This window comes from Variovorax boronicumulans, from assembly GCF_040544675.1.
In the GTDB taxonomy this organism is placed as follows: Bacteria; Pseudomonadota; Gammaproteobacteria; order Burkholderiales; family Burkholderiaceae_C; genus Variovorax; species Variovorax boronicumulans_D.
The window spans coordinates 253128-278719 of sequence record NZ_JBEPKK010000006.1; the positions used below are offsets into that span (position 1 = coordinate 253128).

Annotated in this window: 24 protein-coding genes; 19 read left to right on the forward strand and 5 right to left on the reverse strand. The window is 67.6% G+C overall.

Annotation, left to right across the window (positions count from 1 at the left end; genetic code table 11):
• The first annotated feature begins 2 nt into the window (after positions 1-2).
• The 18 genes from hslU (at position 3) to ABIC90_RS13755 (ending at position 21151) form a co-directional block, all read left to right on the forward strand.
• The gene (hslU, locus tag ABIC90_RS13670; protein WP_354354658.1) at positions 3-1331 is read left to right on the forward strand and encodes an ATP-dependent protease ATPase subunit HslU; all 1329 of its coding nucleotides are present in this window, start codon (positions 3-5) and stop codon (positions 1329-1331) included.
• A 272-nt stretch (positions 1332-1603) separates the two neighbouring features.
• On the forward strand, positions 1604-2032 hold the full coding sequence (gene mraZ, locus ABIC90_RS13675) for a division/cell wall cluster transcriptional repressor MraZ (protein ID WP_354354763.1): 429 nt from the start codon (positions 1604-1606) through the stop codon (positions 2030-2032).
• An 8-nt stretch (positions 2033-2040) separates the two neighbouring features.
• A complete protein-coding gene (gene rsmH / locus ABIC90_RS13680) occupies positions 2041-2964 on the forward strand; it encodes a 16S rRNA (cytosine(1402)-N(4))-methyltransferase RsmH (protein WP_354354659.1) in 924 nt (307 codons plus the stop codon).
• A 1-nt stretch (position 2965) separates the two neighbouring features.
• The gene (ftsL, locus tag ABIC90_RS13685) at positions 2966-3328 is read left to right on the forward strand and encodes a cell division protein FtsL (protein ID WP_354354660.1); all 363 of its coding nucleotides are present in this window, start codon (positions 2966-2968) and stop codon (positions 3326-3328) included.
• The gene (locus tag ABIC90_RS13690) at positions 3325-5079 is read left to right on the forward strand and encodes a peptidoglycan D,D-transpeptidase FtsI family protein (RefSeq protein WP_354354661.1); all 1755 of its coding nucleotides are present in this window, start codon (positions 3325-3327) and stop codon (positions 5077-5079) included. Before ftsL ends, ABIC90_RS13690 begins: the two co-directional genes overlap by 4 nt.
• Before the next feature lie 2 nt (positions 5080-5081).
• Entirely contained in the window at positions 5082-6638 is a 1557-nt protein-coding gene (locus ABIC90_RS13695; protein WP_354354662.1) for a UDP-N-acetylmuramoyl-L-alanyl-D-glutamate--2,6-diaminopimelate ligase, read from the forward strand.
• A gap of 55 nt (positions 6639-6693) precedes the next feature.
• The gene (locus ABIC90_RS13700) at positions 6694-8133 is read left to right on the forward strand and encodes a UDP-N-acetylmuramoyl-tripeptide--D-alanyl-D-alanine ligase (protein WP_354354663.1); all 1440 of its coding nucleotides are present in this window, start codon (positions 6694-6696) and stop codon (positions 8131-8133) included.
• Between the two features lie 22 nt (positions 8134-8155).
• Positions 8156-9334, forward strand: a complete 1179-nt coding sequence (gene mraY, locus ABIC90_RS13705; RefSeq protein ID WP_354354664.1) for a phospho-N-acetylmuramoyl-pentapeptide-transferase — start codon at positions 8156-8158, stop codon at positions 9332-9334.
• Positions 9335-9344: 10 nt separating this feature from the next.
• On the forward strand, positions 9345-11522 hold the full coding sequence (gene murD, locus ABIC90_RS13710; protein ID WP_354354665.1) for a UDP-N-acetylmuramoyl-L-alanine--D-glutamate ligase: 2178 nt from the start codon (positions 9345-9347) through the stop codon (positions 11520-11522).
• Positions 11519-12817 (forward strand): putative lipid II flippase FtsW, encoded by a 1299-nt coding sequence (gene ftsW / locus ABIC90_RS13715; RefSeq protein ID WP_354354666.1) that lies wholly within the window; start codon positions 11519-11521, stop codon positions 12815-12817. Before murD ends, ftsW begins: the two co-directional genes overlap by 4 nt.
• Positions 12780-13958 (forward strand): undecaprenyldiphospho-muramoylpentapeptide beta-N-acetylglucosaminyltransferase, encoded by a 1179-nt coding sequence (murG, locus tag ABIC90_RS13720; protein WP_436318210.1) that lies wholly within the window; start codon positions 12780-12782, stop codon positions 13956-13958. The genes ftsW and murG overlap by 38 nt, the downstream gene beginning before the upstream one ends.
• Entirely contained in the window at positions 13955-15424 is a 1470-nt protein-coding gene (murC, locus tag ABIC90_RS13725; RefSeq protein ID WP_354354668.1) for a UDP-N-acetylmuramate--L-alanine ligase, read from the forward strand. Before murG ends, murC begins: the two co-directional genes overlap by 4 nt.
• Positions 15421-16392 (forward strand): D-alanine--D-alanine ligase, encoded by a 972-nt coding sequence (locus ABIC90_RS13730; protein ID WP_354354669.1) that lies wholly within the window; start codon positions 15421-15423, stop codon positions 16390-16392. The genes murC and ABIC90_RS13730 overlap by 4 nt, the downstream gene beginning before the upstream one ends.
• Positions 16393-16394: 2 nt before the next feature.
• Complete coding sequence (locus tag ABIC90_RS13735) at positions 16395-17183, forward strand: cell division protein FtsQ/DivIB (protein ID WP_354354670.1); 789 nt, start codon at positions 16395-16397, stop codon at positions 17181-17183.
• A gap of 30 nt (positions 17184-17213) precedes the next feature.
• Positions 17214-18443, forward strand: a complete 1230-nt coding sequence (ftsA, locus tag ABIC90_RS13740; RefSeq protein WP_013539446.1) for a cell division protein FtsA — start codon at positions 17214-17216, stop codon at positions 18441-18443.
• A 170-nt stretch (positions 18444-18613) separates the two neighbouring features.
• Positions 18614-19834, forward strand: a complete 1221-nt coding sequence (gene ftsZ / locus ABIC90_RS13745) for a cell division protein FtsZ (protein ID WP_354354671.1) — start codon at positions 18614-18616, stop codon at positions 19832-19834.
• Between the two features lie 201 nt (positions 19835-20035).
• Complete coding sequence (lpxC, locus tag ABIC90_RS13750; RefSeq protein ID WP_354354672.1) at positions 20036-20959, forward strand: UDP-3-O-acyl-N-acetylglucosamine deacetylase; 924 nt, start codon at positions 20036-20038, stop codon at positions 20957-20959.
• A gap of 15 nt (positions 20960-20974) precedes the next feature.
• Entirely contained in the window at positions 20975-21151 is a 177-nt protein-coding gene (locus tag ABIC90_RS13755) for a hypothetical protein (RefSeq protein WP_172839926.1), read from the forward strand.
• 22 nt (positions 21152-21173) lie between these two features.
• Here ABIC90_RS13755 and ruvC read toward each other — a convergent pair whose 3' ends face one another.
• Genes ruvC through ABIC90_RS13770 form a run of 3 tightly spaced genes read right to left on the reverse strand, consistent with a single transcriptional unit; the run spans position 21174 to position 23591 of the window.
• On the reverse strand, positions 21174-21722 hold the full coding sequence (gene ruvC / locus ABIC90_RS13760; RefSeq protein ID WP_354354673.1) for a crossover junction endodeoxyribonuclease RuvC: 549 nt from the start codon (positions 21720-21722) through the stop codon (positions 21174-21176).
• 5 nt (positions 21723-21727) lie between these two features.
• Entirely contained in the window at positions 21728-22717 is a 990-nt protein-coding gene (locus ABIC90_RS13765; protein ID WP_354354674.1) for a phosphatidate cytidylyltransferase, read from the reverse strand.
• 4 nt (positions 22718-22721) lie between these two features.
• Positions 22722-23591 carry a lysophospholipid acyltransferase family protein gene (locus tag ABIC90_RS13770; protein WP_354354675.1) on the reverse strand — a complete coding sequence of 290 codons (870 nt, stop codon included), beginning with the start codon at positions 23589-23591 and terminating at the stop codon, positions 22722-22724.
• A gap of 8 nt (positions 23592-23599) precedes the next feature.
• Between ABIC90_RS13770 and ABIC90_RS13775 the strand changes: the two genes are divergently transcribed.
• Complete coding sequence (locus tag ABIC90_RS13775) at positions 23600-24016, forward strand: DUF2809 domain-containing protein (protein ID WP_354354676.1); 417 nt, start codon at positions 23600-23602, stop codon at positions 24014-24016.
• Here ABIC90_RS13775 and mtgA read toward each other — a convergent pair.
• Positions 23982-24725, reverse strand: a complete 744-nt coding sequence (gene mtgA, locus ABIC90_RS13780) for a monofunctional biosynthetic peptidoglycan transglycosylase (protein WP_354354677.1) — start codon at positions 24723-24725, stop codon at positions 23982-23984. The genes ABIC90_RS13775 and mtgA overlap by 35 nt on opposite strands.
• Positions 24722-25579 carry a shikimate dehydrogenase gene (gene aroE, locus ABIC90_RS13785; protein ID WP_354354679.1) on the reverse strand — a complete coding sequence of 286 codons (858 nt, stop codon included), beginning with the start codon at positions 25577-25579 and terminating at the stop codon, positions 24722-24724. The genes mtgA and aroE overlap by 4 nt, the downstream gene beginning before the upstream one ends.
• Positions 25580-25592 lie beyond the last annotated feature (13 nt).

Below are 25592 nucleotides of genomic sequence, written 5' to 3' on the forward strand. Positions count from 1 at the left end.
CCATGTCCATGACCCCCCAGGAAATCGTCTCCGAGCTCGACAACCACATCGTCGGGCAGCCGGCTGCCAAGCGCGCCGTGGCCATCGCCTTGCGCAACCGCTGGCGCCGCCAGCAGGTCGACGAGAAGCTGCGCAGCGAGATCACCCCCAAGAACATCCTCATGATCGGCCCCACGGGCGTGGGCAAGACCGAGATCGCCCGCCGCCTCGCGCGCCTGGCGGATGCGCCCTTCATCAAGGTCGAGGCGACCAAGTTCACCGAGGTGGGCTATGTGGGCAAGGACGTCGATTCGATCATCCGCGACCTCGCCGAAATCGCCGTCAAGCAGACCCGCGAATCGGAAAGCGCCAAGGTGCGCGCGCGGGCGGAAGACGCCGCCGAAGACCGCATCCTCGACGTGCTGCTGCCCCCGGCGCGCGGCGCAGACGGCGCAACGCTGGCGCTGGACGGCCCCAACCCCACGCGCCAGGCCTTCCGCAAGAAGCTCCGCGAGCACCAGCTCGACGACAAGGAAATCGAACTCGACCTGGCCGAAACGCGCACCCCGCTGGAGATCATGGGCCCCGCCGGCATGGAGGAGATGACCGAGCAACTGCGCGGCATGTTCGGCCAGATGGGCGGCGGCAAGCGCAAGACGCGCAAGCTCAAGATCGCCGAGGCGCTGCGCCTGCTGATCGACGAGGAAGCTGCCAAGCTGGTCAACGAGGACGAGATCCGCGCGCAGGCCATCACCAATGCCGAGCAGAACGGCATCGTCTTCATCGACGAGATCGACAAGGTCGCCACGCGCAGCGAGGCGCAGGGCTCCGACGTGTCGCGCCAGGGGGTGCAGCGCGACCTGCTGCCGCTGGTGGAGGGCACGGCCGTGACCACCAAGTACGGCGTGGTGCGCACCGACCACATGCTGTTCATCGCGAGCGGCGCGTTCCACCTGAGCAAGCCGAGCGACCTGATTCCCGAGCTGCAGGGGCGCTTTCCGATCCGAGTGGAGCTGCAGTCGCTGTCCATCGCCGACTTCGAAAGCATCCTCACGCAGACCCGCGCATCGCTGGTGAAGCAGTACCAGGCGTTGCTCGCGACCGAGGGCGTGACGCTCGACTTCCAGCCCGACGGCGTGACCCGCCTGGCGAGCATTGCGTTCGAGGTGAACGAGCGCACCGAGAACATCGGCGCGCGCCGTTTGTCGACCGTGATGGAGCGCCTGCTGGATGAGGTAAGCTTCGACGCCACCCGCCTTGAAGGCCAGTCGATCCGCATCGATGCCGCCTACGTCGACCAGCGCCTTGCGGCACTAAGTCACGACGAAGACCTTTCGCGCTTCATCCTCTGAAGCCGCTTCTCATTCCCCCTGTAACGGGGGAATGCTTCACGCATTACTTTCATTGCGTGAGCTAAGTACTTCATTTTCAACGCAATTCGTCGATTCCGAGGTTTCGGAATCGACGCTAAGTCGTTGATTCCATTACAAAAAATACCACCAACGGCCAGTTGCGTGCCCAGTGTTTCCTGCTACAGTGCAAAAAAGTGCAGTTAAGTGGGAAATAGTGCGGACAGTGCCCCTTTCGGGCAGTGCAGCACCTCCCAACACAGGGGTTCGTGGTCGTGTTTCAAGGCGCTTCATCGCTCAGTCTGGATGCCAAGGGGCGGCTCTCCGTGCCGACCCGGCACCGTGACGTCCTGAGCGCGACGGCAGGCGGCCAGCTCACGATCACCAAGCATCCGCACGGGTGCCTCATGGTGTTTCCCCGTCCCGAATGGGAAAAGTTTCGCGAGCGCATCGGCGCGCTGCCGATGTCGGCGCAGTGGTGGAAGCGCGTGTTCCTGGGCAACGCGATGGACGTCGAGATGGACGGCACCGGCCGCATCCTGGTGTCGCCCGAGCTGCGCGCCGCCACCGGCATCGTGCGCGACACGCTGCTGCTGGGCATGGGCAACCACTTCGAGCTCTGGGACAAGGCCACCTACGAGGCCAAGGAGGCCGAGGCCACCCAGGGCGAGATGCCGGATGTGTTTCAGGACTTCGCGTTCTGAGGACCCACGTGAACACCCCATGGACCCATACGACCGTCTTGCTGAACGAAGCGGTGGAAGCCCTTCTTTCCGGCAGCGCGGCGGCCACCGGCACCTACGTCGATGCGACGTTCGGCCGTGGAGGGCATGCGCGCGCGATCCTCGCGCGGCTGGCGCCGGAAGGCAGGCTGATCGCATTCGACAAGGATGCGGAAGCGGTGGCCGAAGCAGCGCGCATCTCGGATGCGCGTTTTTCCATCCGTCACCAGGGATTCCGCTCGCTGGGCGAATTGCCCGACGCGAGCGTCAACGGCTTGTTGATGGACCTGGGCGTGAGTTCGCCGCAGATCGACAACCCGGTGCGCGGTTTCAGTTTTCGATTCGACGGCCCGCTCGACATGCGCATGGACACCACGCGCGGCGAGAGCGTGGCCGATTGGCTGGCAACGGCCGAACTTCAGCAGATTGCAGAGGTGATCCGTGACTATGGCGAAGAACGGTTTGCTGTTCAGATTGCAAAGGCGATTGTTGCTCGCCGACAAGAACGGGGCCCAATTTCAACCACCACCGAACTGGCCGAGCTCGTGGCTGGCACGGTCAAAACCCGCGAGCAGGGCCAGAACCCTGCAACGCGCACATTTCAGGCTTTTCGGATTTTCATCAACGCCGAGCTTGAAGAGCTGCAACAGGCGCTAGACGCGAGCCTGTCCGTGCTGCGACCCGGCGGCCGGCTCGCGGTGATCAGCTTCCATTCGCTGGAAGACCGCATCGTCAAGCAGTTCATCGCCAAGCACTCGAAGGAGGTCTACGACCGTCGCGCGCCCTTTGCCGCGCCCAAGGTGATGAAGCTCAACGCGCTGGAGCGCATCAAGCCGTCCGAAGACGAAGTGCGCGGTAATCCGCGTTCGCGCAGCGCGATCCTGCGGGTCGCCGAACGCACCGGGGCCAACTGACATGGCCCGGCTCAACCTCCTTCTGCTGATGGCCGTCATCGCGACGTCGCTCTATCTCGTCCATACGCAGTACCGCTCGCGCCAGCTCTACACCGAGCTCGACCGCGCGCAGCAGGAAGCGCGCCGCCTCGAAACCGATCACGACCGCCTGCAGGTCGAGAAGCGCGCGCAGGCCACGCCGCTGCGCGTCGAGAAGCTCGCCAAGGAGCAGCTGCAGATGCGCACCACCACGCCGGCCATCACGCAGTACGTGCGTCCGGATGGCTCGGTGATCCCGGCCGTCGCGCCGCTGCCGCCGGTGACCCCGCCCAAGCCGGCCACGTCGGCCAAGCCGGGCTCCACCGCTGCAAGAGGTACGCGATGAGCCGCCGCGACCGCAGCGTGCGCTACACCACCAGCCCCTTGCTCGCGAGCAAGACGCCGGTGTGGCGCAGCAAGTTCATCGTCGCGGGCATCGCGCTGGGCTTTGTCATGCTGGCGGGGCGCGCCGCGTACGTGCAAGTCTTCAACAACAGCTTCTTCCAGCGGCAGGGCGAAGTGCGCTTTGCGCGCACGCTGGAGCTGCCGGCCAACCGCGGCCGCATCCTCGACCGCAACGGACTCATCCTGGCCTCCAGCGTGGTGGCGCCCAGCATCTGGGCCATTCCCGAAGACATCGAGCGCGACGACCCCGAGGTCAAGGCCAAGCTCAAGCAGGTGGCCAAGCTGCTCGAGATGTCGCAGAAGGATTTCGACAAGAAGCTGCAGGACGAGGACAAGACCTTCGTCTGGATCAAGCGCCAGGTCGACGAGCCCATCGCCAAGCAGATCGCCGCGATGAACCTCAAGGGCATCTACCAGCGCAAGGAATACAAACGCCAGTATCCCGAGGGCGAGGCCGCGGCGCACGTGGTGGGCTTCACCAACGTGGAAGACAGCGGCCAGGAAGGCATCGAGCTCGCATTCAACGGCGACCTCGCCGGCAAGGCGGGCTCGCGCCGCGTCATCAAGGACCGCCTGGGCCGCGTGGTCGAGGGCGTGGGCGACATCGTGCCGCCGCTGGACGGCAAGGACATCCAGCTGAGCGTCGACAGCAAGGTGCAGTTCTTCGCCTACCAGAAGCTGCGCGACGCCGTGACGGCACGCCGTGCCAAGGCCGGCAGCGTGGTGGTGCTCGACTCCATCACCGGCGAAGTGCTGGCGCTGGCCAACTACCCGAGCTACGTGCCCGACAAGCGCCAGAACCTCACCGGCGAGCAGTTGCGCAACCGCGCCGTCACCGACACCTTCGAGCCCGGCTCGACGATGAAGCCCATCACCGCCGCCATGGCGCTGGAAGCCGGCCGCGTGAGGCCCTCGACCCTGATCGAAACCGGCCCCGGCCGCTACCAGCTGGGCGGCTTCACGATCAGCGATACGCACAACTACGGCACGCTCACGGTCGAGGGCGTGATCCAGAAGTCGAGCAATGTCGGCGCGCTCAAGATCGCGCAGAAGATGACGCCCCACGAAATGTGGGACACCTACACCGCGCTTGGCTACGGCCAGAAGCCGCAGATCCAGTTCCCCGGCGCGGTCACCGGGCGCCTGCGTCCGTGGAAGACCTGGAAGCCGGTCGAGCAGGCCACCATGGCCTACGGCTACGGCCTGTCGGCCTCGCTGTTCCAGATGGCGCATTCGTACACCGCGTTCGCGCACGACGGTTCGATCATTCCGCTCACCATCCTGAAAAACACCGAGCCGCCGGTCGGCGTGCGGGTGTTCTCGCCTTCCAATGCGCTGGCCGTGCGCAAGATGCTGCAGATGGCCGCAGGCCCGGGCGGCACCGGCACGCGCGCACAGACGGTGGGCTACTCGGTCGGCGGCAAGTCGGGCACGGCCCACAAGCAGGTCGGCAAGGGCTACGCGAGCAACAAGTACCGCGCCTGGTTCACCGGCATGGCGCCCATCGAGAAGCCGCGCATCATCGTCGCGGTGATGATCGACGAGCCCAGCGACGGCCAGTATTTCGGCGGCGTCGCCGCGGCGCCCGTGTTCAGCGAAGTCGTGCAGCAGACCCTGCGCATGATGAATGTCGCGCCCGACCTCGCGGTCAAACCCCTGGTGATGACGCAGGGCGTGGACGAGAGCTTCTGAGCATGCTGACACTCACATCCCCCCAACAGGCCGCGCTCTGGCTCAAGGCGCGCGTGCAGGGTGCGCTGCACGCCGACAGCCGCCCCGTGGGCGCGGGCGACGGCTTCATCGCCTGGCCCGGCGCCGCGACCGACGGGCGCAAGCATGTGGCGGCGGCGCTGGCACAAGGTGCGGTGGCGTGCCTGGTCGAGCAGGAGGGCATCGACGCGTTCGGCTTCGACGCCGCCGACGACCGCATTGCGAGCTACCCCGGCCTGAAGGCCGCCACCGGCCCGATCGCCTCGGCCTTCTACGACAACCCTTCGGACCTGCTCGACGTGCTGGCCGTGACCGGCACCAACGGCAAGACCTCCACCGCGTGGTGGCTGGCCGAATCGCTTTCCACGCTGCGCGCGGCCGGCGGTGTTCGCGCGATGCGGCCCGACGCCACGATGGAGCGCAGCGCGCCGTCGCCTTGCGCCGTGATGGGCACGCTGGGCATCGGCGTGCCGCCCGACCTGGTCTACACCGGCCTCACCACACCCGACCCCGTGATGATGCAGCGCGAACTGCGCGCGCTGGTCGAGCGTGGCTTCGGCGCCTGCGCCATCGAGGCTTCGTCGATCGGCATCGCCGAGCGCCGGCTGGACGGCGCGCGCATCGCGGTGGCCGTGTTCACCAACTTCACGCAGGACCACCTCGACTACCACGGCAGCATGGACGCCTACTGGCAAGCCAAGGCCGAGCTGTTCCGCTGGCCGGGCCTGCGCGCCGCGGTGATCAACATCGACGACATGCACGGCGCGAGTCTGTGCGCGAACCTGGTCGATGCCGGCATCGGCGCGCTCGACGTCTGGACGGTGTCGGCCGATGGCAAGCCAGCACGCCTGGTGGCGCGCGACATCGGCTACGACGCACAGGGGCTGAAGTTCTCGGTGGCCGAGCAGGGCTCGGTCTCGGTCGAGCGGCTCTCCACCGGCCTCATCGGCCAGTACAACGTGGCCAATCTGCTGGGCGTGCTCGGCACGCTGCGCGCGCTGGGGCTGTCGCTCTCGCGCGCGGTGGCGGCCTGCGCCAACCTCAGCAGCGTGCCCGGTCGCATGGAGCGCGTGAGCGTGGCGGGCCCCGCGCCGCTGGCGGTGGTCGACTATGCCCACACACCCGACGCGCTCGACAAAGCGCTGGCCGGCCTGCGCCCGCTCGCGCAGCAGCGCGGCGGCACCCTGTGGTGCGTGTTCGGCTGCGGCGGCGACCGCGATCCGATCAAGCGCCCGATGATGGCCGCCGTGGCGGAGCGTCAGGCCGACCACGTGGTGGTGACCAGCGACAACCCGCGCAGCGAAAAGCCCGACGCGATCATCAGCCAGGTGCTGCGCGGTTTTTCGCGCCCCGAGGCCGCGCAGGTCCAGGCCGACCGCGCCGCAGCCATTGCCGACACGATCGCGCAGGCCGCGCCGCAGGACGTGGTGCTGATCGCCGGCAAGGGCCACGAGGCCTGGCAGGAAATCGGCGGACAGCGCATTGCGTTTTCCGACAGAAGCCACGCGCTGGATGCGCTGGCAAAGCGAGGTGCGGCATGAGTCGCCGGGCCGTTCCCAAGACGAATACCGCAGTGCGAAGCGCGAAGGTGTCCGAATGACCGATCTGACACCGCTGAACATGACGCTCGCGCAGGCGCAGCAGTGGGTTCCCGCCTCGCGCCTCGTGGGTGATCCGGCCACGGTCATTGCGCGCGTCCACACCGACACCCGCACGCTGGCCAAGGGCGACCTCTTCGTCGCGCTCAAGGGCGAGCGTTTCGACGCCAACGATTTCCTGGACCAGGCCCGGGAACAGGGCGCGATTGCCGCCATTGCCCACCACGGCCTCGAAGCTGCAGGCCTCGCGGGCCTGGAAGTGTCCGACTCGCTGGCCGCGCTCGGTGCGCTCGGTGCGGGCTGGCGCGCGCAGTTCGAGCTGCCGCTGATCGCGGTCACCGGCAGCAACGGCAAGACGACGGTCACGCAGATGATCGCGGCGATCCTCGTCGCCTTCCGCGCCGACCGCACGCTCGCCACCGCCGGCAACTTCAACAACGAGATCGGCGTGCCGCTCACGCTGCTGCGCCTGCGCGCCCGGCACCAGATCGCGGTGCTCGAACTGGGCATGAACCATCCGGGCGAAATTGCGCGGCTGGCCGCCATTTCCCGTCCGACCATCGCGCTGGTCAACAACGCGCAGCGCGAGCACCAGGAATTCATGGCCAGCGTCGAGGCGGTGGCCATCGAGAACGCCGCGGTGTTCGCGGCGCTGCCCGACGACGGCACCGCGGTCTTTCCGTACGGCGACACCTTCACCTCGCTGTGGAACGACATGGCGCGCCAGAACGGCGCACGCCGCTGCATGACCTTCGGCGAGCACGCGGATGCCGACATCGCACTCGACAGCGCCCAATGGACGCAGGGTACCTGGGCGGTGCGCATCCGCACGCCGCTGGGCGCCTTCGATGCGCAACTGCACATTGCCGGCCGCCACAACGTGGGCAATGCGCTGGCAGCCACGGCCTGCGCACTCGCCGCGGGCGTGTCGCTGGAGACCATCGCCGCGGGCCTTTGCGCCTTCGAGCCGGTCAAGGGCCGCTCCAAGGCCAGCGAGATCTTGCTGTCGAACAAGCACACGCTCACGCTGGTGGACGACAGCTACAACGCCAACCCCGATTCCGTGATCGCCGCCATCGACGTGCTCGCCGGCCTGCCCGGCCCGCGCCTGCTGGTGCTCGGCGACATGGGCGAGGTGGGCGACCGCGCACCGGAGTTCCATGCCGAGGTCGGCGCCCATGCACGGGCGCGCGGCATCGAGGCCGTGTACACGCTGGGCGCAGAAACCGCGCACACCGTCGCGGCCTTCGCCAACGAGGCCGACGGCCGCCACTTCGGCGACTACGAGGCGCTCCACGCGGCCGTGCTTGCGCGCCTGCCGCTGGTGGGCAGCGTGCTGGTCAAGGGATCGCGCTTCATGAAGATGGAACGCGTGGTCCAGGCCATCGGTGACTTGTCGCAAACGACAACGACAACGACAAAAGGAGGCCAGTCATGACGCATGAGCTGGGCAAAAAAATATGCTGCTGAGCTTGGCCCAATGGTTGCAAACGCTGTCGCCCGAATTCGGGTTTTTGCGCGTTTTTCAATACCTCACGTTCCGCGCGCTGATGGCCGCGTTGACCGCGCTCATCGTCGGCCTGGTGGCCGGCCCGTACGTGATCCGCCGCCTCGCCGCGCTCAAGATCGGCCAGCCGATTCGCGGCTACGGCATGGAGACGCACCTCACCAAGAGCGGCACCCCCACCATGGGCGGCGTGCTGGTGCTGTTTTCCATCGCCTTCGCCACGCTGCTGTGGTTCGATATTTCGAACCGCTTCGTGTGGATCGTGCTGTGGGTGACCATGGGCTTCGGCGCCATCGGCTGGGTGGACGACTGGCGCAAGGTGGTGCGCAAGGACCCCGAAGGCATGCGCTCGCGCGAAAAGTACTTCTGGCAATCGGTGGTGGGCCTGCTTGCGGGCTTCTACCTGCTCTTCAGCATCTCCGAAAGCTCCAACTGGCGCGTGCTGCAGCTGTTCTTTGCCTGGGTGCAGTCGGGCTTCGACCTGGACTTTCCGCCCAAGATCAACCTCCTGGTGCCCTTCTTCAAGGAAGTGAGCTATCCGCTGGGCGGCATCGGTTTCGTGATCCTCACGTACCTCGTGATCGTGGGCGCGAGCAACGCGGTCAACCTGACCGACGGCCTGGACGGCCTGGCGATCATGCCGGTGGTGATGGTGGGCTCGGCGCTGGGCGTGTTCGCCTACGTCACGGGCAGCGCGGTGTATTCCAAGTACCTGCTGTTCCCCAACATCCCGGGCTCTGGCGAGCTGCTGGTGTTCTGCTCGGCGATGGCCGGCGCGGGCCTGGCGTTTCTCTGGTTCAACACCCATCCGGCGCAGGTCTTCATGGGCGACGTGGGCGCGCTCGCGCTCGGCGGCGCGCTGGGCACCATCGCGGTCATCGTGCGCCAGGAGATCGTGTTCTTCATCATGGGCGGCATCTTCGTGGTCGAGGCGATCTCGGTGATGGCGCAGGTCATGTACTTCAAGTACACCAAGAAGCGCTACGGCGAAGGCCGCCGCGTGCTCAAGATGGCGCCGCTGCACCACCACTTCGAGAAGAGCGGCTGGCGCGAGACGCAAGTGGTCGTGCGCTTCTGGATCATCACGATGCTTTTGTGCCTCGTGGGTCTTTCGACGCTGAAGCTGCGCTGAGAAACAACCGATGCGCCACCTGAAAGATCTCCCCGTCCTCATCCTCGGCCTCGGTGCGTCCGGGCTGGCGATGACGCGCTGGTGCGCGCGCCACGGAGCGATCGTGACCGTGGCGGACACGCGCGAGGCGCCCGCCGCGCTGGCGACACTGCAGGCGGAGTTGCCCGATGTGCGCTTCGTCGGCGGGCCGTTCTCGGCCGCGCTGGTCGAGGGCACACCCATTCGTGCGGTGTATCGCTCGCCAGGGTTGTCGCCCGCGACCATTGCGCCGGTTGTCGATGCGGCACGCGCCGTGGGGCTCACGGTTGGTGGCGAGCTGGATCTCTTCGCGCGCGCGCTGCTGGATTTGCGGACGGTCGAAGTGCCTCCGGTGGAAGTTGCCGAAGCTGAGCCCGTTGCAGAAGTCCCTGCAGAAACCCCACTGCCCGAAGCGCAGGCAGAGCTGGCCTTGACGGTCGAACCGGCGGAAGCCGCACCCGTGGAGGCGGTGGAAGTCCCCTCCGCACCGGAAGTGTCGGCAGCGACAGAAGAACAGGTCGAAGCCGAAGCGGTTGCGCCTGCCGAGACGACCGAAATTGCCGAAGTCGCCGAACCGGCTGAAGTGCCTGCGCAAGCCGCCGGGCCCGTTCCAGCAGCCGAAAGCACGGACGCTGCCGAACCGACCGAACCTGCAGCTTCCGCGATGGCAGAAGCGATGCCGCGCGATCCTTCGTTGAGCGTTCCGGTTTCGTCGCCCACGGAAGACGCAGTACCGGCTGCAGAAGCCGCGGCAGCCACCGATGCCGCGCCCGGAGCGACGGCGCCTGCGGTTTTGCCCGCCACCGGCTCGCGTTTGCCCGCCACCGGCAAGCCCTACGTTCCCACGGCTGCGCGCGAGGCCGCCGACTTCGTTGCCAAGATCGCCGAGATCTCCGCCACCAACCCGGCCTCCGCCGCGGTGGAAGAAGAACCGACCGCCCAACTTCCGCTGGTGCCCATCGAGGAGCCCCCGGCCCCCAAGGGCTACACCCCTGCAGTGCTGGCCGTCACCGGCACCAACGGCAAGACCACCGTCACCGCGCTCACCGGCCAGCTGGTCGAGCGCGCCGGCAAGACCGTGGCCGTGGCCGGCAACATCGGCCCGACGCTGCTCGACACCCTGGCCGCGCACATCGATGCCGAGACGCTGCCCGACGTCTGGGTGCTCGAACTCTCCAGCTTCCAGCTGGACGGCGTGCAGGGCTTCGAGCCGACCGCCGCAGCCGTGCTCAACCTGACTCAGGACCACCTCGACTGGCATGGCGATATGCCTGCCTATGCGGCCGCGAAGGCGCGCATCTTCGGCGCGCACGGCCTGCTGGTGCTCAACCGCGACGACGCCGGCGTGATGGCCATGCTGCCGCCGCCCGTGCGTGTGAAGCTGCAGCGCCCGCTGATCCGCGCGCATGTCACCTTCGGCGGCGCAATGCCGCTGCGCCCCGGCGACTACGGCATCGAGCGCATCAACGGCGTTGCCTGGCTGGTGCGTGCCCTCGAAGCCGACGAAACGCAGAAGCGCAAGCGCGGCGCGGTGGTGGAAGAAGAAATCTTCTTCCAGCGCCTCATGCCCGCCGACGCACTGCGCATCCGCGGCCGCCACAACGCCATGAACGCACTGGCCGCGCTCGCGCTCGCCAGCGCCGCCGATTGCCCGCTGGGCCCCATGCTCTACGGCTTGCGCGAATACCGGGGCGAGCCGCACCGTGTGGAGCCGATCGCGTTGATCGACGGCATCGAGTACTTCGACGACAGCAAGGGCACCAACGTGGGTGCGACCGTCGCCGCGCTGAACGGCCTGGGCGAGGACCGCCGCGTGGTCGTCATCCTGGGCGGTGAGGGCAAGGGCCAGGACTTCGATCCGCTCGCCGACCCCGTGGCCCGCCACGCGCGCGCCGTGGTGCTGATCGGCCGCGATGCGCCGCTGATCGAGGCCGCGCTGGCGAACACCGGCGTCTCGCTGATGCACGCCACCACGCTGACCGAAGCGGTGAAGCTCGCCGCGGCGCGCGCCAACCCCGGCGATGCCGTGCTGCTGTCACCGGCCTGTGCGAGCTTCGACATGTTCAACGACTACGAGCACCGCGCCGAGGTGTTCCGCGAGGCCGTGCTGGCGCTCGAGGACGAACCGCGCGAATCCCTCGCCGGTCCCTCTTCGGAGGACACGCTGTGAACACCTCTGTTGCCGGCGCCACGCCGAACACCCGCCCGAGCCGCTTTGGCGGCTGGTTCAGGCGCGCCCGCAGCGGCATCGATTCGCTGCCGGTGCACCTGCCGGTGCGCCTGGGCGGCGCCGGCATCTCGCAGACCAAGGCCACGCCGATGCGCGTGCTGGGCTTCGACCAGGCGCTGGTGTGGGTGACGGTCGCGCTGCTGACCTGGGGCCTGGTGATGGTGTACTCGGCCTCCATCGCGTTGCCCGACAACCCGCGCTTCGCGCGCGCCGGCTACGGCGCCCTGTTCTTCCTCACGCGGCACGCGGCCTCGGTGGCCATCGCATTCATCGCCGCGCTGCTGGCGTTCCAGATTCCCATGAAGACCTGGGAGCGTGCCGCGCCCTGGCTTTTCGTGGCCTCGCTGCTGCTGCTGGTGGCGGTGCTCATTCCGCACATCGGCATCAACGTCAACGGCGCGCGCCGCTGGTTGCCGCTGGGCTTCATGCGCTTCCAGCCCTCCGAACTCGCCAAGCTCGCCATGGTGCTCTACGCCGCCAGCTACATGGTGCGCAAGATGGAAATCAAGGAGCGCTTCTTCCGCGCCGTGCTGCCGATGGGCGTTGCGGTGGTGGTGGTCGGCATGCTGGTGATGGCCGAGCCCGACATGGGCGCGTTCATGGTGATCGCCGTGATCGCGATGGGCATCCTGTTCCTGGGCGGCGTGAACGCGCGCATGTTCTTCGTGATCGCAACGCTGGTGGTGGTGGCCTTCGGCACCATCGTGGCGAGCAGCTCGTGGCGCCGCGAGCGCATCTTTGCCTACCTCGATCCGTGGAGCGAGGAGCATGCGCTGGGCAAGGGCTACCAGCTCTCGCACTCGCTGATCGCCATCGGGCGCGGCGAGATCTTCGGCGTGGGCCTGGGTGGCAGCGTCGAAAAGCTGCACTGGCTGCCCGAGGCGCACACCGACTTCCTGCTCGCCGTGATCGGCGAGGAATTCGGCCTGGTCGGCGTGCTGCTGATCATCGGCATGTTCCTCTGGCTCACCCGCCGCGTCATGCACATCGGCCGCCAGGCCATTGCGCTGGACCGCGTGTTCTCGGGTCTCGTGGCCCAGGGCGTGGGTGTGTGGATCGGCTTCCAGGCCTTCATCAACATGGGCGTGAACCTCGGCGCGCTGCCGACCAAGGGGCTGACCTTGCCGCTGATGAGCTTCGGGGGCTCGGCCATTCTGATGAACCTGGTGGCGCTGGCGATTGTTTTGCGCATTGACTATGAAAACCGCGTTCTCATGCGCGGAGGCCGCGTATGAGAACGTGGTTTCGTCAAAACCGCGTCAGCGCGAAGCGCTGCGGCGCGAATGCGCCGCTGATGCGCGGAGGGCGCGTATGACCGGCCGCACTGCGCTCGTCATGGCCGGCGGCACCGGCGGCCACATCTTCCCGGGCCTTGCCGTGGCCGAGGCATTGCGCGAGCGCGGCTGGCGCGTGCACTGGTTGGGCGCGCCCGGCAGCATGGAAGAGAAGCTCGTGCCGCCGCGCGGCTTTGCCTTCGAGCCGGTGCAGTTCGGCGGTGTGCGCGGCAAGGGGCCGGTCACGCTGTTGCTGCTGCCCTTGAAGCTGCTGCGCGCCTTCTGGCAGGCCTTTCAGGTGGTGCGCCGCGTGAAGCCCGACGTGCTCGTGGGCCTGGGCGGCTACATCACCTTTCCGGGCGGGATGATGGGCGTGCTGCTCAACAAGCCACTGGTGCTGCACGAGCAGAACTCGGTCGCGGGCCTGGCCAACAAGGTGCTGGCGGGCGTGGCCGACCGCGTGTTCACCGCATTCCCGAACGTGCTGAAGAAGGCGCAGTGGGTGGGCAACCCGCTGCGCGCGGCGTTCACTTCGCAGCCCGACCCGGCCACGCGCTTCGCGGGCCGCACCGGCCCGCTCAGGCTGCTGGTGGTGGGCGGCAGCCTGGGGGCGCGCGGCCTCAACACCGTGGTGCCGCAGGCGCTGGCCCGCATCGCACCCGAGACGCGTCCGCAGGTGCTGCACCAGAGCGGCGCCAAGCAGATCGATGAACTGCGCGCCAACTACACGGCGGCGGGCGTCGAAGGCGAACTCACGCCCTTCATCGAAGACACCGCGCAGGCCTACGCCGACGCCGACATCATCGTCGCGCGCGCCGGGGCCAGCACCGTCACCGAAATCGCGGCCGTCGGCGCAGCAGCGCTGTTCGTGCCTTTTCCTTCCGCGGTCGACGACCACCAGACCACCAATGCCCGCTTCCTCGTGGACGCGGGCGGCGGCTGGCTGGTGCAACAGAGCGACCTCACACCTGAATTGCTGGCCGACTTGCTACAGAAAACCGAGCGCACCGCGCTGATCGACAAGGCCGCCAAGGCCAAGACCATGCAGAAGACCGACGCTGTGGCAGCGGTCGTCCGTGCCTGCGAGGAGTTGGTGAAATGAAGCACGCGATTCGTCACATCCATTTCGTGGGCATCGGCGGTTCGGGCATGAGCGGCATCGCCGAGGTGCTGTTCAACCTGGGCTACCGCATCAGCGGCTCCGACCTGTCGGACAGCGCCACGCTGCGCCGGCTCGCCGGGCTGGGCATCGGCACCTTCGTGGGCCACGCGGCCGCGCACATCGAGGGCGCGGACGCGGTCGTCACCTCTACCGCGGTGCAGTCGGACAACCCCGAAGTGCTGGCCGCGCGCGAGAAGCGCATTCCGGTGGTGCCGCGCGCGCTGATGCTGGCCGAGCTGATGCGCCTGAAACAGGGCATCGCCATTGCGGGCACGCACGGCAAGACCACCACCACCAGCCTGGTGGCGAGCGTGCTCGATGCGGCGGGGCTGGACCCGACCTTCGTGATCGGCGGGCGCCTGAACAGCGCCGGTGCCAATGCACAGTTGGGCAGCGGCGACTACATCGTGGTCGAGGCCGACGAGTCGGACGCCTCGTTCCTGAACCTGCTGCCCGTGATGGCGGTGGTCACGAACATCGACGCCGACCACATGGAGACCTACGGGCACGACTTCGCCAACCTCAAGAAGGCGTTCGTTGACTTTTTGCACCGCATGCCGTTCTATGGCGTGGCCATCCTTTGCACCGACGACCCGGCGGTGCGCGAGATCGTGGCCGAGGTCACCTGCCCGGTCACCAGCTACGGCTTCGGCGAAGACGCCCAGGTGCGCGCGGTGGACGTGCGCGCGGTCGGCGCCCAGATGCATTTCACCGCGCAGCGCCGCAACGGCGTGACGCTGCCCGACCTGCCCATCGTGCTGAACCTGCCGGGCGAGCACAACGTGCGCAATGCGCTGTCGGTGATCGCGGTAGCGGTCGAGCTGGGCATCGCCGACGAGGCGGTGCAGCGCGGCCTGGCCGGCTTCAAGGGCGTGGGCCGGCGCTTCCAGAGCTACGGCGAAGTGAGCGTGCCGGGCGATGCGGGCAGCTTCACCGTCATCGACGACTACGGCCACCACCCGGTCGAGATGGCAGCGACCATCGCGGCCGCACGCGGTGCGTTCCCGGGGCGCCGGCTGGTGCTGGCTTTCCAGCCGCACCGCTACACCCGCACGCGCGACTGCTTCGAGGACTTCGTGAAGGTCATCGGCACGGCCGATTCGGTGCTGCTCGGCGAGGTATATGCCGCCGGCGAAGCACCCATCGTCGCGGCCGACGGCCGCACGCTGGCCCGTGCGCTGCGCGTGGCCGGCAAGGTGGAGCCGGTGTTCGTCGACGACATCGCCGCGATGCCCCAAGCCATCCTGGACAACGCATTGCCGGGCGACGTGGTGCTCTGCATGGGCGCGGGGTCCATCGGCGCGGTGCCGGGCAAGGTGGTCGCGCTCGCGAACCTTGCGACCGCCGCAGCCACGCCTTCTTCATCAACATCGGAGCGCGTCTCGCGCAAGGGGAGGGCCTCGTGAGCCTTCAGGATCCAAAACTCTTCGGCAAGGTCGCCGTGCTGTTCGGCGGCAGTTCGGCCGAACGCGAGGTCTCGCTGATGTCCGGCAACGGCGTGCTCGAAGCCCTGCGCTCGCGCGGCGTCGATGCGCACGCCTTCGACCCGTCCGAACGCGAACTGGTGGAGCTCAGGCGCGACGGCTTCGCGCGCTGCTTCGTCGCGCTGCATGGCCGCCATGGCGAAGACGGCACGGTGCAGGGCGCGCTCGAGCTGCTGGGCATTCCCTACACCGGCTCGGGCGTCATGGCCTCGAGCGTGGCGATGGACAAAGTCATGACCAAGCGCATCTGGCAGGCCGACGGCTTGCCCACGCCCAAGTACGTGCGCCTGGCCTTCGACCAGCAAAGCCGCGAGCAGATCATGGTGGTGCCCGACGTGCTGGGCCTGCCGCTGATCGTGAAGCCGCCGCGCGAGGGCTCGTCCATCGGCGTCACCAAGGTCGAGGGTTACTCGCAGATGCAGGACGCCGTCGCGCTCTCGGCGAAGTACGACGCCGACGTGCTCTGCGAGGAATTCATCGAAGGCGAGGAAGTGACCTGTGCCGTGCTCGGCCACGGGCTCGATGCGCGCGCGCTGCCGGTGGTGCGCATCGCCGCGCCCGAAGGCGCCTACGACTACCAGAACAAGTACTTCACCGACGTCGTGCAGTACCGGTGCCCAAGCGGCTTGCCCGCGGCCGAGGAGCACGAGATCCAGCGCATCACGCTGGCCGCGTACCACACGCTCGGCTGCCGCGGCTGGGGCCGCGCCGACGTGATGATCCGCGCCAGCGACCGCAAGCCCTTCCTGCTCGAGATGAATACCTCGCCCGGCATGACCAGCCATTCGCTGGTGCCGATGTCGGCGCGCGCGGCGGGCATTCCCTACGAAGAGCTGTGCCTGCGCGTGCTGGCCTCCGCTTCGCTGGATGCCAGGGGAGGAGCGCAATAGCCATGGCCGACAGCATCCAGGCACCCTTCGACGTCAAGCTCATGAACATCGTCGCGAACCTTGCGTTCGTGGTGGTGGCGGTCATGCTGCTGGCGGCGGGTGCGTGGTGGGTGCTGCGCCAGCCTTTCTTCCCGCTCGCCGGCATCAAGGTGGACGGCGAGGTCACGCACAACAACGCGGTCACGCTGCGGGCCAATGTGGCGCCGCAACTCTCGGGCAACTTCTTCACCATCGATCTTGCGCGTGCGCGCACCGCCTTCGAATCGGTGCCGTGGGTGCGCAGCGCGGTGGTGCGGCGCGAGTTCCCCAACAAGCTGCGCGTGACGCTGACCGAGCAGGTGCCGGTGGCCACATGGGGCGACGAAGCGGGCTCGAAGCTGATCAACGGCTTCGGCGACGTGTTCGAAGCGAACGTGGCCGAAGTGGACGACAAGCTGCCGCGCCTGGACGGCCCGATCGAGCAGGCCGGCCAGGTGCTGGGCATGTACCGCGTGCTCGCGCCGCAGTTCGAGCCTTACGACTTCGGCATCGACGAGCTCACGCTGTCGAGCCGGGGCAGCTGGAAGGTGGTGCTGGACAGCGGCGCGCAGCTGGAACTGGGCAGAGGCCAGAGCGAGGAAGTGTCGGCGCGGCTGCAGCGTTTTCTCAAGTCCGTGACCCAGGTCGCGGGCCAGTACCACCGCACGGTGGCCGATGTCGAAGGCGCCGATCTGCGCCACAACGAAGCGTATGCATTGCGGCTGCGCGGCGTCACCACGGTCTCGCCCGAGGCCCCAAGAAAAATCAAGTAGCGCTCATCGAGGAATCGAGGACATATTTCAATGCCTAAAGAATACAAAGACCTGGTCGTAGGACTCGATATCGGCACCGCCAAGGTGATGGTGGTGGTGGCCGAGGTGCTGCCCGGCGGCGAGCTCAAGCTAGCGGGCCTGGGCATCGCGCCGAGCAACGGCTTGAAGCGCGGCGTGGTGGTGAACATCGACGCCACCGTGCAGAGCATCCAGCAGGCGTTGAAAGAAGCCGAGCTGATGGCCGACTGCAAGATCAGCCGCGTCTACACCGGCATCACCGGCAGCCACATCCGCGGCATCAATTCGAGCGGCATGGTCGCGGTGAAGGACAAGGAAGTGACGCCCGCCGACGTGGCCCGCGTGGTGGAGACCGCGCGCGCGATCAACATCTCGAGCGACCAGCGCCTCTTGCTGGTGGAGCCGCAGGAATTCGTGATCGACGGCCAGGACGTGAAGGAGCCGATCGGCATGAGCGGCATGCGCCTCGAAGCCAAGGTGCACATCGTGACCGGCGCGCAGAGCGCGGCCGAGAACATCATCAAGTGCGTGCGCCGCTGCGGCCTGGAAGTCGACCAGCTCATGCTGAACCCGCTGGCCTCCAGCCAGGCGGTGCTGACCGAGGACGAACGCGAACTGGGCGTGGTGCTGGTGGACATCGGCGCGGGCACCACCGACGTGGCGATCTTCACCAACGGCGCGATCCGCCACACGGCGGTGATCCCGATCGCGGGCGACCTGATCACCAGCGACATCGCGATGGCGCTGCGCACGCCCACCAAGGACGCGGAAGACATCAAGGTCGAGAGCGGCTACGCCAAGCAACTGCTGGCCGATCCCGACCAGCAGGTGGAAGTGCCGGGCCTGGGCGATCGCGGTCCGCGCATGCTGAGCAAGCAGGCGCTGGCCGGCGTGATCGAGCCGCGCATCGAGGAAATCTTCTCGCTGGTGCAGCAGGTGGTGCGCGAGTCGGGCTACGAAGAGGTGCTCTCTTCGGGCGTGGTGCTCACCGGCGGCAGCGCTGTGATGCCGGGCATGGTCGAGCTCGGTGAAGACATCTTCCTCAAGCCCGTGCGCCGAGGCATCCCGAAGTATTCGAGCGCGTTGTCCGACATGGTGGCGCAGCCCCGTGCGGCTACCGTCATGGGGCTGCTCGAAGAGGCACGCTTCGCACGCATGCGTGGTTTCAAGGTCGCACAGAAGAACGGGTCGGTAAAGACTGCGTTCGGACGTTTCAAGGACTTCATCGTGGGGAACTTCTGACCATGCATCGCTCCCCACTCTGGCTCGCACGCGGCAGTCCGCCGTTGCACTTCAACGAACGATGGCGACGCACAGGTCCACCATCGCGACGACACACTCGTTGAACGCGGCACGGTACTCAAGAACATTCACAGATACACAACGGCAACTGCAAATTCAAGGAGCTACAAATGACCATCGAAATGATCGAAGTCGAAGAATTCAACCAAGGCACGCAGATCAAGGTGATCGGTGTCGGCGGCGGCGGCGGCAATGCGGTCGCCCACATGATGGAGCGCGGCGTGCAGGGCGTGCAGTTCGTGTGCGCGAACACCGATGCGCAAGCGCTCACCCGCAGCAGCGCGAACAAGATCATCCAGCTGGGCACCAGTGGCCTGGGCGCTGGCAGCAAGCCCGACAAGGGTCGTGAAGCCGCCGAAGCCGCCGTGGACGAGATCCGCGCGGCCATCGACGGCGCGCACATGCTGTTCATCACCGCCGGCATGGGCGGCGGCACGGGCACCGGCGCGGCGCCGGTGATCGCACGCATCGCCAAGGAAATGGGCATCCTCACCGTGGGCGTGGTGACCAAGCCCTTCGACTGGGAAGGCGGCCGCCGCATGAAGAACGCGGACGACGGCCTGGCCGAACTCGAAGCCAATGTCGATTCGCTGATCGTGGTGCTCAACGAAAAGCTGCTCGATGTGCTGGGCGACGACATCACCCAGGACGAGGCCTTCGCTCACGCCAACGACGTGCTCAAGAACGCCGTGGGCGGCATCTCGGAAATCATCAACGAGTACGGCGGCGTGAACGTCGACTTCGAAGACGTGCGCACCGTGATGGGCGAGCCGGGCAAGGCCATGATGGGCACGGCTGCGGCCGCGGGCCCCGACCGCGCGCGCATCGCCGCCGAACAGGCCGTGGCCTGCCCGCTGCTCGAAGGCATCGACCTCTCCGGTGCCAAGGGTGTGCTGGTGCTGGTGACGGCCTCCAAGGGTTCGCTGAAGCTGAACGAGTCGAAGCTCGCGATGAACACCATCCGCGCCTACGCCTCGCCCGATGCGCATGTGATCTACGGCGCCGCCTACGACGAAAGCCTGGGCGACGAGATGCGCGTGACGGTGGTGGCCACGGGCCTCTCGCGCGCGGACGCACGCCGCCAGGCACCGACGCTGGAAGTCATTCGCACCGGCACCGACAACATCCCGTTCAACGTGCCCACCATGGGCGGCGTCGGCCACGCCGGCGGCCACTCGGTCGGCGGCAGCCAGCCGAACTACGACGGCATGGCGGTTCCCAGCGTGTGGCGCACCAACCGCACCATGGCCGCGGCCAAGGTGGATGCGCTGTCGTCGGGTGGCATGGACGATTTCGAGATCCCGGCTTTCCTGCGCCGTCAAGCCGATTGACGGAATGCGACCGGACGCTCAGGGCACGAAGGTTCGCAAGGGGTACGGGGAAGACCTGAAAGGGACTTCCGCCGGCTCTAGGCGCTGCGTTCACTTCGTGCCCTTTGCGTCCATCGCAGTGACTGCACAGACCTCATGTCTATCGCTGCCATAGCGAGGGGAATAGGCCTCCACAGCCGTGGCGCGCCTAAAATCCCCGGCGTGCTGCAACAACGAACCCTCAAGTCGATCAGCCGCGCCGTGGGCGTGGGGCTGCACAGCGGGCAACGCGTGGAACTGACCCTCAGGCCGGCACCGGCCGACACGGGCATCGTGTTCCGCCGCGTCGACCTGCCCGAGCCGGCCGAGATCCGCATGACTGCCGAAGCGGTGACCGACACGCGCCTCGCATCCACGGTCTCGACCGGCGGCGCGAAGGTGCAGACGGTCGAGCATCTGATGTCGGCCTGCGCGGGCCTGGGCATCGACAACCTCTACATCGACATCACGGCCGATGAAGTGCCGATCCTCGACGGGTCGGCATCGTCCTTCGTGTTCCTGCTGCAAAGCGCGGGCATCGAACTGCAGAAGGCGCCGCGCCGCTTCATCCGCGTGACCCGCAAGGTCGAGGTGCGCGAAGGCGAGGGCGCCAACGAGAAGTGGGCGAGCCTGGAGCCCTACCACGGCTACAAGCTGAGCTTCGAGATCGACTTCGACCACCGCGTGGTCAACTCCACCGGCCAGCGCGTGGAGTTCGACCTGGGCACCGATTCGTACAGCCGCGACATCGCGCGCGCGCGCACCTTCGGCTTCACCAAGGAAGTCGAGTACATGCGCAGCAAGGGCCTGGCCCTCGGCGGTGGCCTGGACAACGCCATCGTGATGGACGACACCAAGGTGCTCAATGCCGGCGGCCTGCGCTACGACGACGAGTTCGTGAAGCACAAGATCCTCGATGCGATGGGCGACCTCTACATCATCGGCAAGCCGCTGCTGGCGGCCTACACCGCGTTCCGCTCGGGCCATGCGCTCAACAACAAGCTGCTGCGCGAACTGCTGGCCAACAGCGACGCCTACGAGGTCGTGACCTTCGAGGACGAAAAGCGCGCACCGCGCGGTTTCGGCGAAGTGGCGCGGGCCTGGTAGGCCGGCGCTCCAAAGATGCTTCTTTTTCGCTGGGCCATCCTGCTGCTGTTGCTGGTGGCCGGCGTGTCCTTTGCGTTCTACGCGGGCACGGGGCAGGTCAAGTACCGCCGCTTCGGCTGGATCGTGCTCAAGTGGACGCTGCTCGCGGCATTCGGCTTCTTCGCGGTGTTGATCGCGGAGCGCGTTGCCTGAGGCTTTTCTTTTTCCGGAGGCCTCAGCGCGAACGCCCTTGCCGGTAGGTGCCGGCGTGGCTCCTGGAGAGTTCCGCCGCCTGCGCGAGCCGCGCCATCGACCGCCCCACCTGCGCATGCGTGATCGCAATGCCCAGCGCATCCGCCGCATCCGCGCCCGGCAGGCCCGGCAGGTCGAGCAGGCGCTTGACCATCTCCTGCACCTGCGCCTTGGCGGCCTGGCCGTGGCCCGCCACCGCCTTCTTCATCTGCAGCGCCGTGTATTCGGCCACCGACAGCTTGCAGTTCACCAATGAGGTCACGCATGCGCCGCGCGCCTGCCCGAGCAACAGCGTCGACTGCGGGTTGACGTTGACGAAGATGATCTCGACCGCCGACGCATCGGGCTGGTAGCGCGCCGCGACTTCCGCGATGCCGTCGAACAGCACCTTCAGGCGCGCCGGCAGGTTGCCGGTGCCCAGGTGCCGGGTGCTGATGGTGCCGCTGGCCACGTAGCGCAGCGCATGGCCGTCGGCATCCACCACGCCGAAGCCGGTGGTCGTCAAGCCGGGGTCGATGCCGAGGATGCGCATGTCTGTCAGGCGTTGAAGTACCAGCGGATGGAGTGGAAGAAGATGGGTGCGGCAAAGCACAGCGCATCGACGCGATCGAGCAGCCCATTCGCGCCGGTCACGCCCACGCCCTTCTGGCCCCAGTTCGGAATGCCCCGGTCGCGCTTGAGCGCCTTCATCACCAGGTGCCCCATCGAGCCCGCGATGCAGGCGATGACCGAGACCGCGAGCGCCTGCCCGAACTTGAACGGCGTGATGAACGAGAACAGCGCGCCCACCAGGCTGGCCACCGCGATGCCGATGCCCCAGCTGGTCCAGTTGAAGCTGCGGCTCACGTTGGGTGCGAAGGGCGTGCGCTGCGTGCGCCGCGAGATGAGGTGCTGCACCAGCACCGAGGTCTGCACCACGAACACCAGGAAGAACACGAGGAACGCGCTCTTGCCCTCGTAGCCCGGAAAGCTCAGCAGCAGCAGCGCCGGCACATGGCTCATGCCGTAGACGCAGACCATGATGCCCCACTGCAGCTTGGCGTTGCGCTCGAGGAAATGGCTCGGGTCGTTGGCCAGCGCGCTCGCCACCGGGATCGCAAGGAACACGTAGACCGGGATGAACACGGTGAACAGGTCGAAGCGCGCGGTCGCCACCAGCCAGAACTGGATCGGCAGCACCACGAAGAACGCGAGGATCAGGCTGCGGTGGTCCCCGCGCCGCGTGGGCGAGAGCGTGATGAATTCGCGCAGCGCGAAGAACGAGATCAGCGCAAAGAGCACGGTGGCCACCGTTTCGCCCAGCGCCCAGCCGATCCAGAAGACCAGCACCATGAACCAGGTGGTGCCCAGCAGCGCGCGGTAATGCGCGAGTTCGGCCTGCCAGGCGGCGTCGTGCACCGGGTTGCGCTTTTCCCTGAAGCTCAGGAAGAAGGCGGCGGTGCTGATGATCACCAGCAGGCCGAAGACGATGAGAAAGAGGGCCGCGACCTGCTGGGTCGGGGTGAGGCTGCGCAGGAACTGGTTCATGTCGTCAGACGTCGCGCAATGCGATCACCGCGGCACGCGCGCGATCGAGGAAGGGGCGGCGCTCCTCGCCTTCCTCGACGCGCAGCGGCGCGCCGAAGGTGACGGAGCAAAGAATGGGCACCGGCACGATCTCGCCCTTGGGCATGACGCGCTGCACGTTGTCGATCCAGGCCGGCACGAGCACCACGTCGGGAAACATCGTCGCGAGCGTGTAGAGGCCCGACTTGAACTTTTGCGGCTCGCCGGTGTGGCCGCGCGTGCCTTCGGGGAAGATGATGATCGAGTCGCCGCTGCGCAGCGCCTCGACCAGCGGTGCCAGCGGGTCGATGGCGGGCGCTGCGGCCGCGGCTGGCGCCTCCGGCTCTGCAATGGGCGGCGGTTCAACGGGCGGCGGGGGAAGTGGCGGCGCGGGCAGGTCGAGCACGCCCTGCATTTCGTTCACCGGCTCCGCAGGCGCCTGGGCAAGGGGCGGCGCGAGGGGCAGCAGGGGCTCCATCGAAGGCTCGATGCGCTCGGTCTGCGCACCGACTGCAGCGGATGCAGGCGCTGCCTCTGCCTGCACCGGCGCGGACGTCACAGGTGCGCCGGGCGCCGTGGCCGCGCGCTCCACATACACCGCGTTGAACACCTCGGTCGTGATCCAGCGCTTGAACGGCGTGTTGGCCCAGTAGTCGCGCGCCGCGATGGGCCGCGTGATGCTGCGCAATTCTTCGGGCAGGGCCGCCCAGATCATCACGAGGTCGGCGTGGCTCTGGTGGTTGGCGAAATAGATGCGCTGCTCGGCCTTCGGTGGGCAGCCGTACCAGCGCGCCTGCGCGCCAGTGAGCAACCGGACGATTCCCAACAACAACCAACCTGTGAGCTTAGCCAGCATAGGGCGCGATGATACGGGCCATGCGATGGCGTCTCGATCCTCTTTCTCTGGCGTGGGCGGTGGCCCTGTTCCTTGTGCTCTTGCTGCTGGCCACCGTCGGCGCGCGATGGGGCTGGGTGCGAAGTTTTCTCGGCGATGTGCTGGCGGTGATGTGGGTCTACGTCGTCTTCAAGACCTTCGTTGCCGCGCGCATGCTGCCGCTGGCATTGGCTGCACTCGGCGTGGGCTACGTGGTGGAGCTGGGCCAGTTCCTCGCTTCGGCCTGGCACCTGCATATTCCGAACCGCGCCTTGCGCATCGTGCTAGGGAGCACGGCCGACTGGTGGGACGTGGTGGCCTACACCATCGGCTTCGCGGCCGTGCTGGCCATCGAAGCGCTAGGCAGCAGGATCAGGGCAGCTCGGCCGACGACATCCGCACCATGACCGTGGCCGACCTGTTGCCGAGGTAGGGCGAGCCCGGCCGGCGCTCGAAGAACTTGGGGCTCGGCAGCATCACCGCGAGGCGCGCGGCCTCGTTGGCGCTCAGGCGCGAAGCCGGCTTCTTGAAGTAGTACTGCGAGGCCGCTTCGGCACCGAACACGCCTTCGCCCCATTCGACGTTGTTCAGGTAGATCTCCAGGATGCGCCGCTTGTCGAGGAACACCTCGAGCAGCGTCGCAAGCACCAGCTCCTGGCCCTTGCGCAGCATCGTGCGTTCGCCCGAGAGCAGCAGGTTCTTTGCCAGTTGCTGCGTGATGGTGGAGCCGCCGCGCAGGCGCACCGGCTGCATCGGCTTGCCGCGCGCCACGGCGCGGGCCGCGCGCTTGGCCGCCAGCTCCTCGGCCTTGGCGTTGCGTTGTCGCGCGCGCTCGATGGCTTCCCACTCCACGCCGTTGTGATCGACGAAGCCGGCGTCTTCGCTGGCGATGACCGCACGCTTGAGCGTGTCGTTGATCTGCGCATACGGCACCCATTCCTGGCGCCAGCCGCGCTCGCCGCCCTGGTGGGTCGCAATCTGCCAGGCCTCGGAGCGCTGGAAGGCGGTGCTTTGCGGATCGATCACTGCCATGGCGGCGATGCGCGCCACGAAGAACAGTTCGAGCGCGAGGCCGGCCACGAACAGGCAGGCGATCAGACGCAGCGCGGCTTTCATGCGCCGGTGGCGAGCAAAGCCCGCAATTCGGCCAGCACCTGTGCGGACGGCGGGCGCACGCCGCGCCAGATCTCGAAGGACTCGGCCGCCTGTTCGACCAGCATGCCCAGGCCGTCGCGCGGCACCGCGCCATGCGCTTGCGCCCAGGCCATGAAGCCGGCGGCGGCGGGGCCGTACATCATGTCCACGGCCAGCGCGCCGGGGCGCAGCACCTGCGCGCTCACGGGCACGGCATCGCCGGCGAGGCTGGAGGCGGTGGCGTTGACCACCACGTCGAAGCTGCCCGGCACCTCGTCGAGCGCCCAGGCTTCGAGCGTGGCGCCGTGGCGCAGCGCCAGCGCGGCATGGCGGCGCACCACGGCGACGGCCTTGTCGACCGTGCGATTGGCCACCACGATGCGCGCCGCGCCCGCATCGAGCAGCGGGCCGAGCACGCCGGCCGCGGCACCGCCGGCACCGATCAGCAGCAGCTCCTTGCCCGCGAGCGGCACGCCCGCGTTGCGCACGATGTCGTTGACCAGGCCGACGCCGTCGGTGTTGTCGGCGTGGATGCCCCCGTCGGCCTCGAAGCGCAGCGTGTTGACCGCCTGCGCCAGCAGGGCGCGCTCGCTGGTGTGCTGCGCCAGGGCGGCAGCTTCGAACTTGAAGGGCACGGTGATGTTGCAGCCGCGCGCCGTGTCGCCGCGTTCGGCGGCCTCGCGGCGGAATGCGGCAATGCCTTCGGCGAAAGCGCCGAGCGGAATCAGCCGCCGGCTGTAGTCGAGCCTGTGGCCGCAGAGTTCGGCAAAGCGGGCGTGGATGCGCGGCGAGCGGCTGTGCTCCACCGGGTTGCCCATGACGCAGTAGAGGTCCATGGTGGGCGCCCTT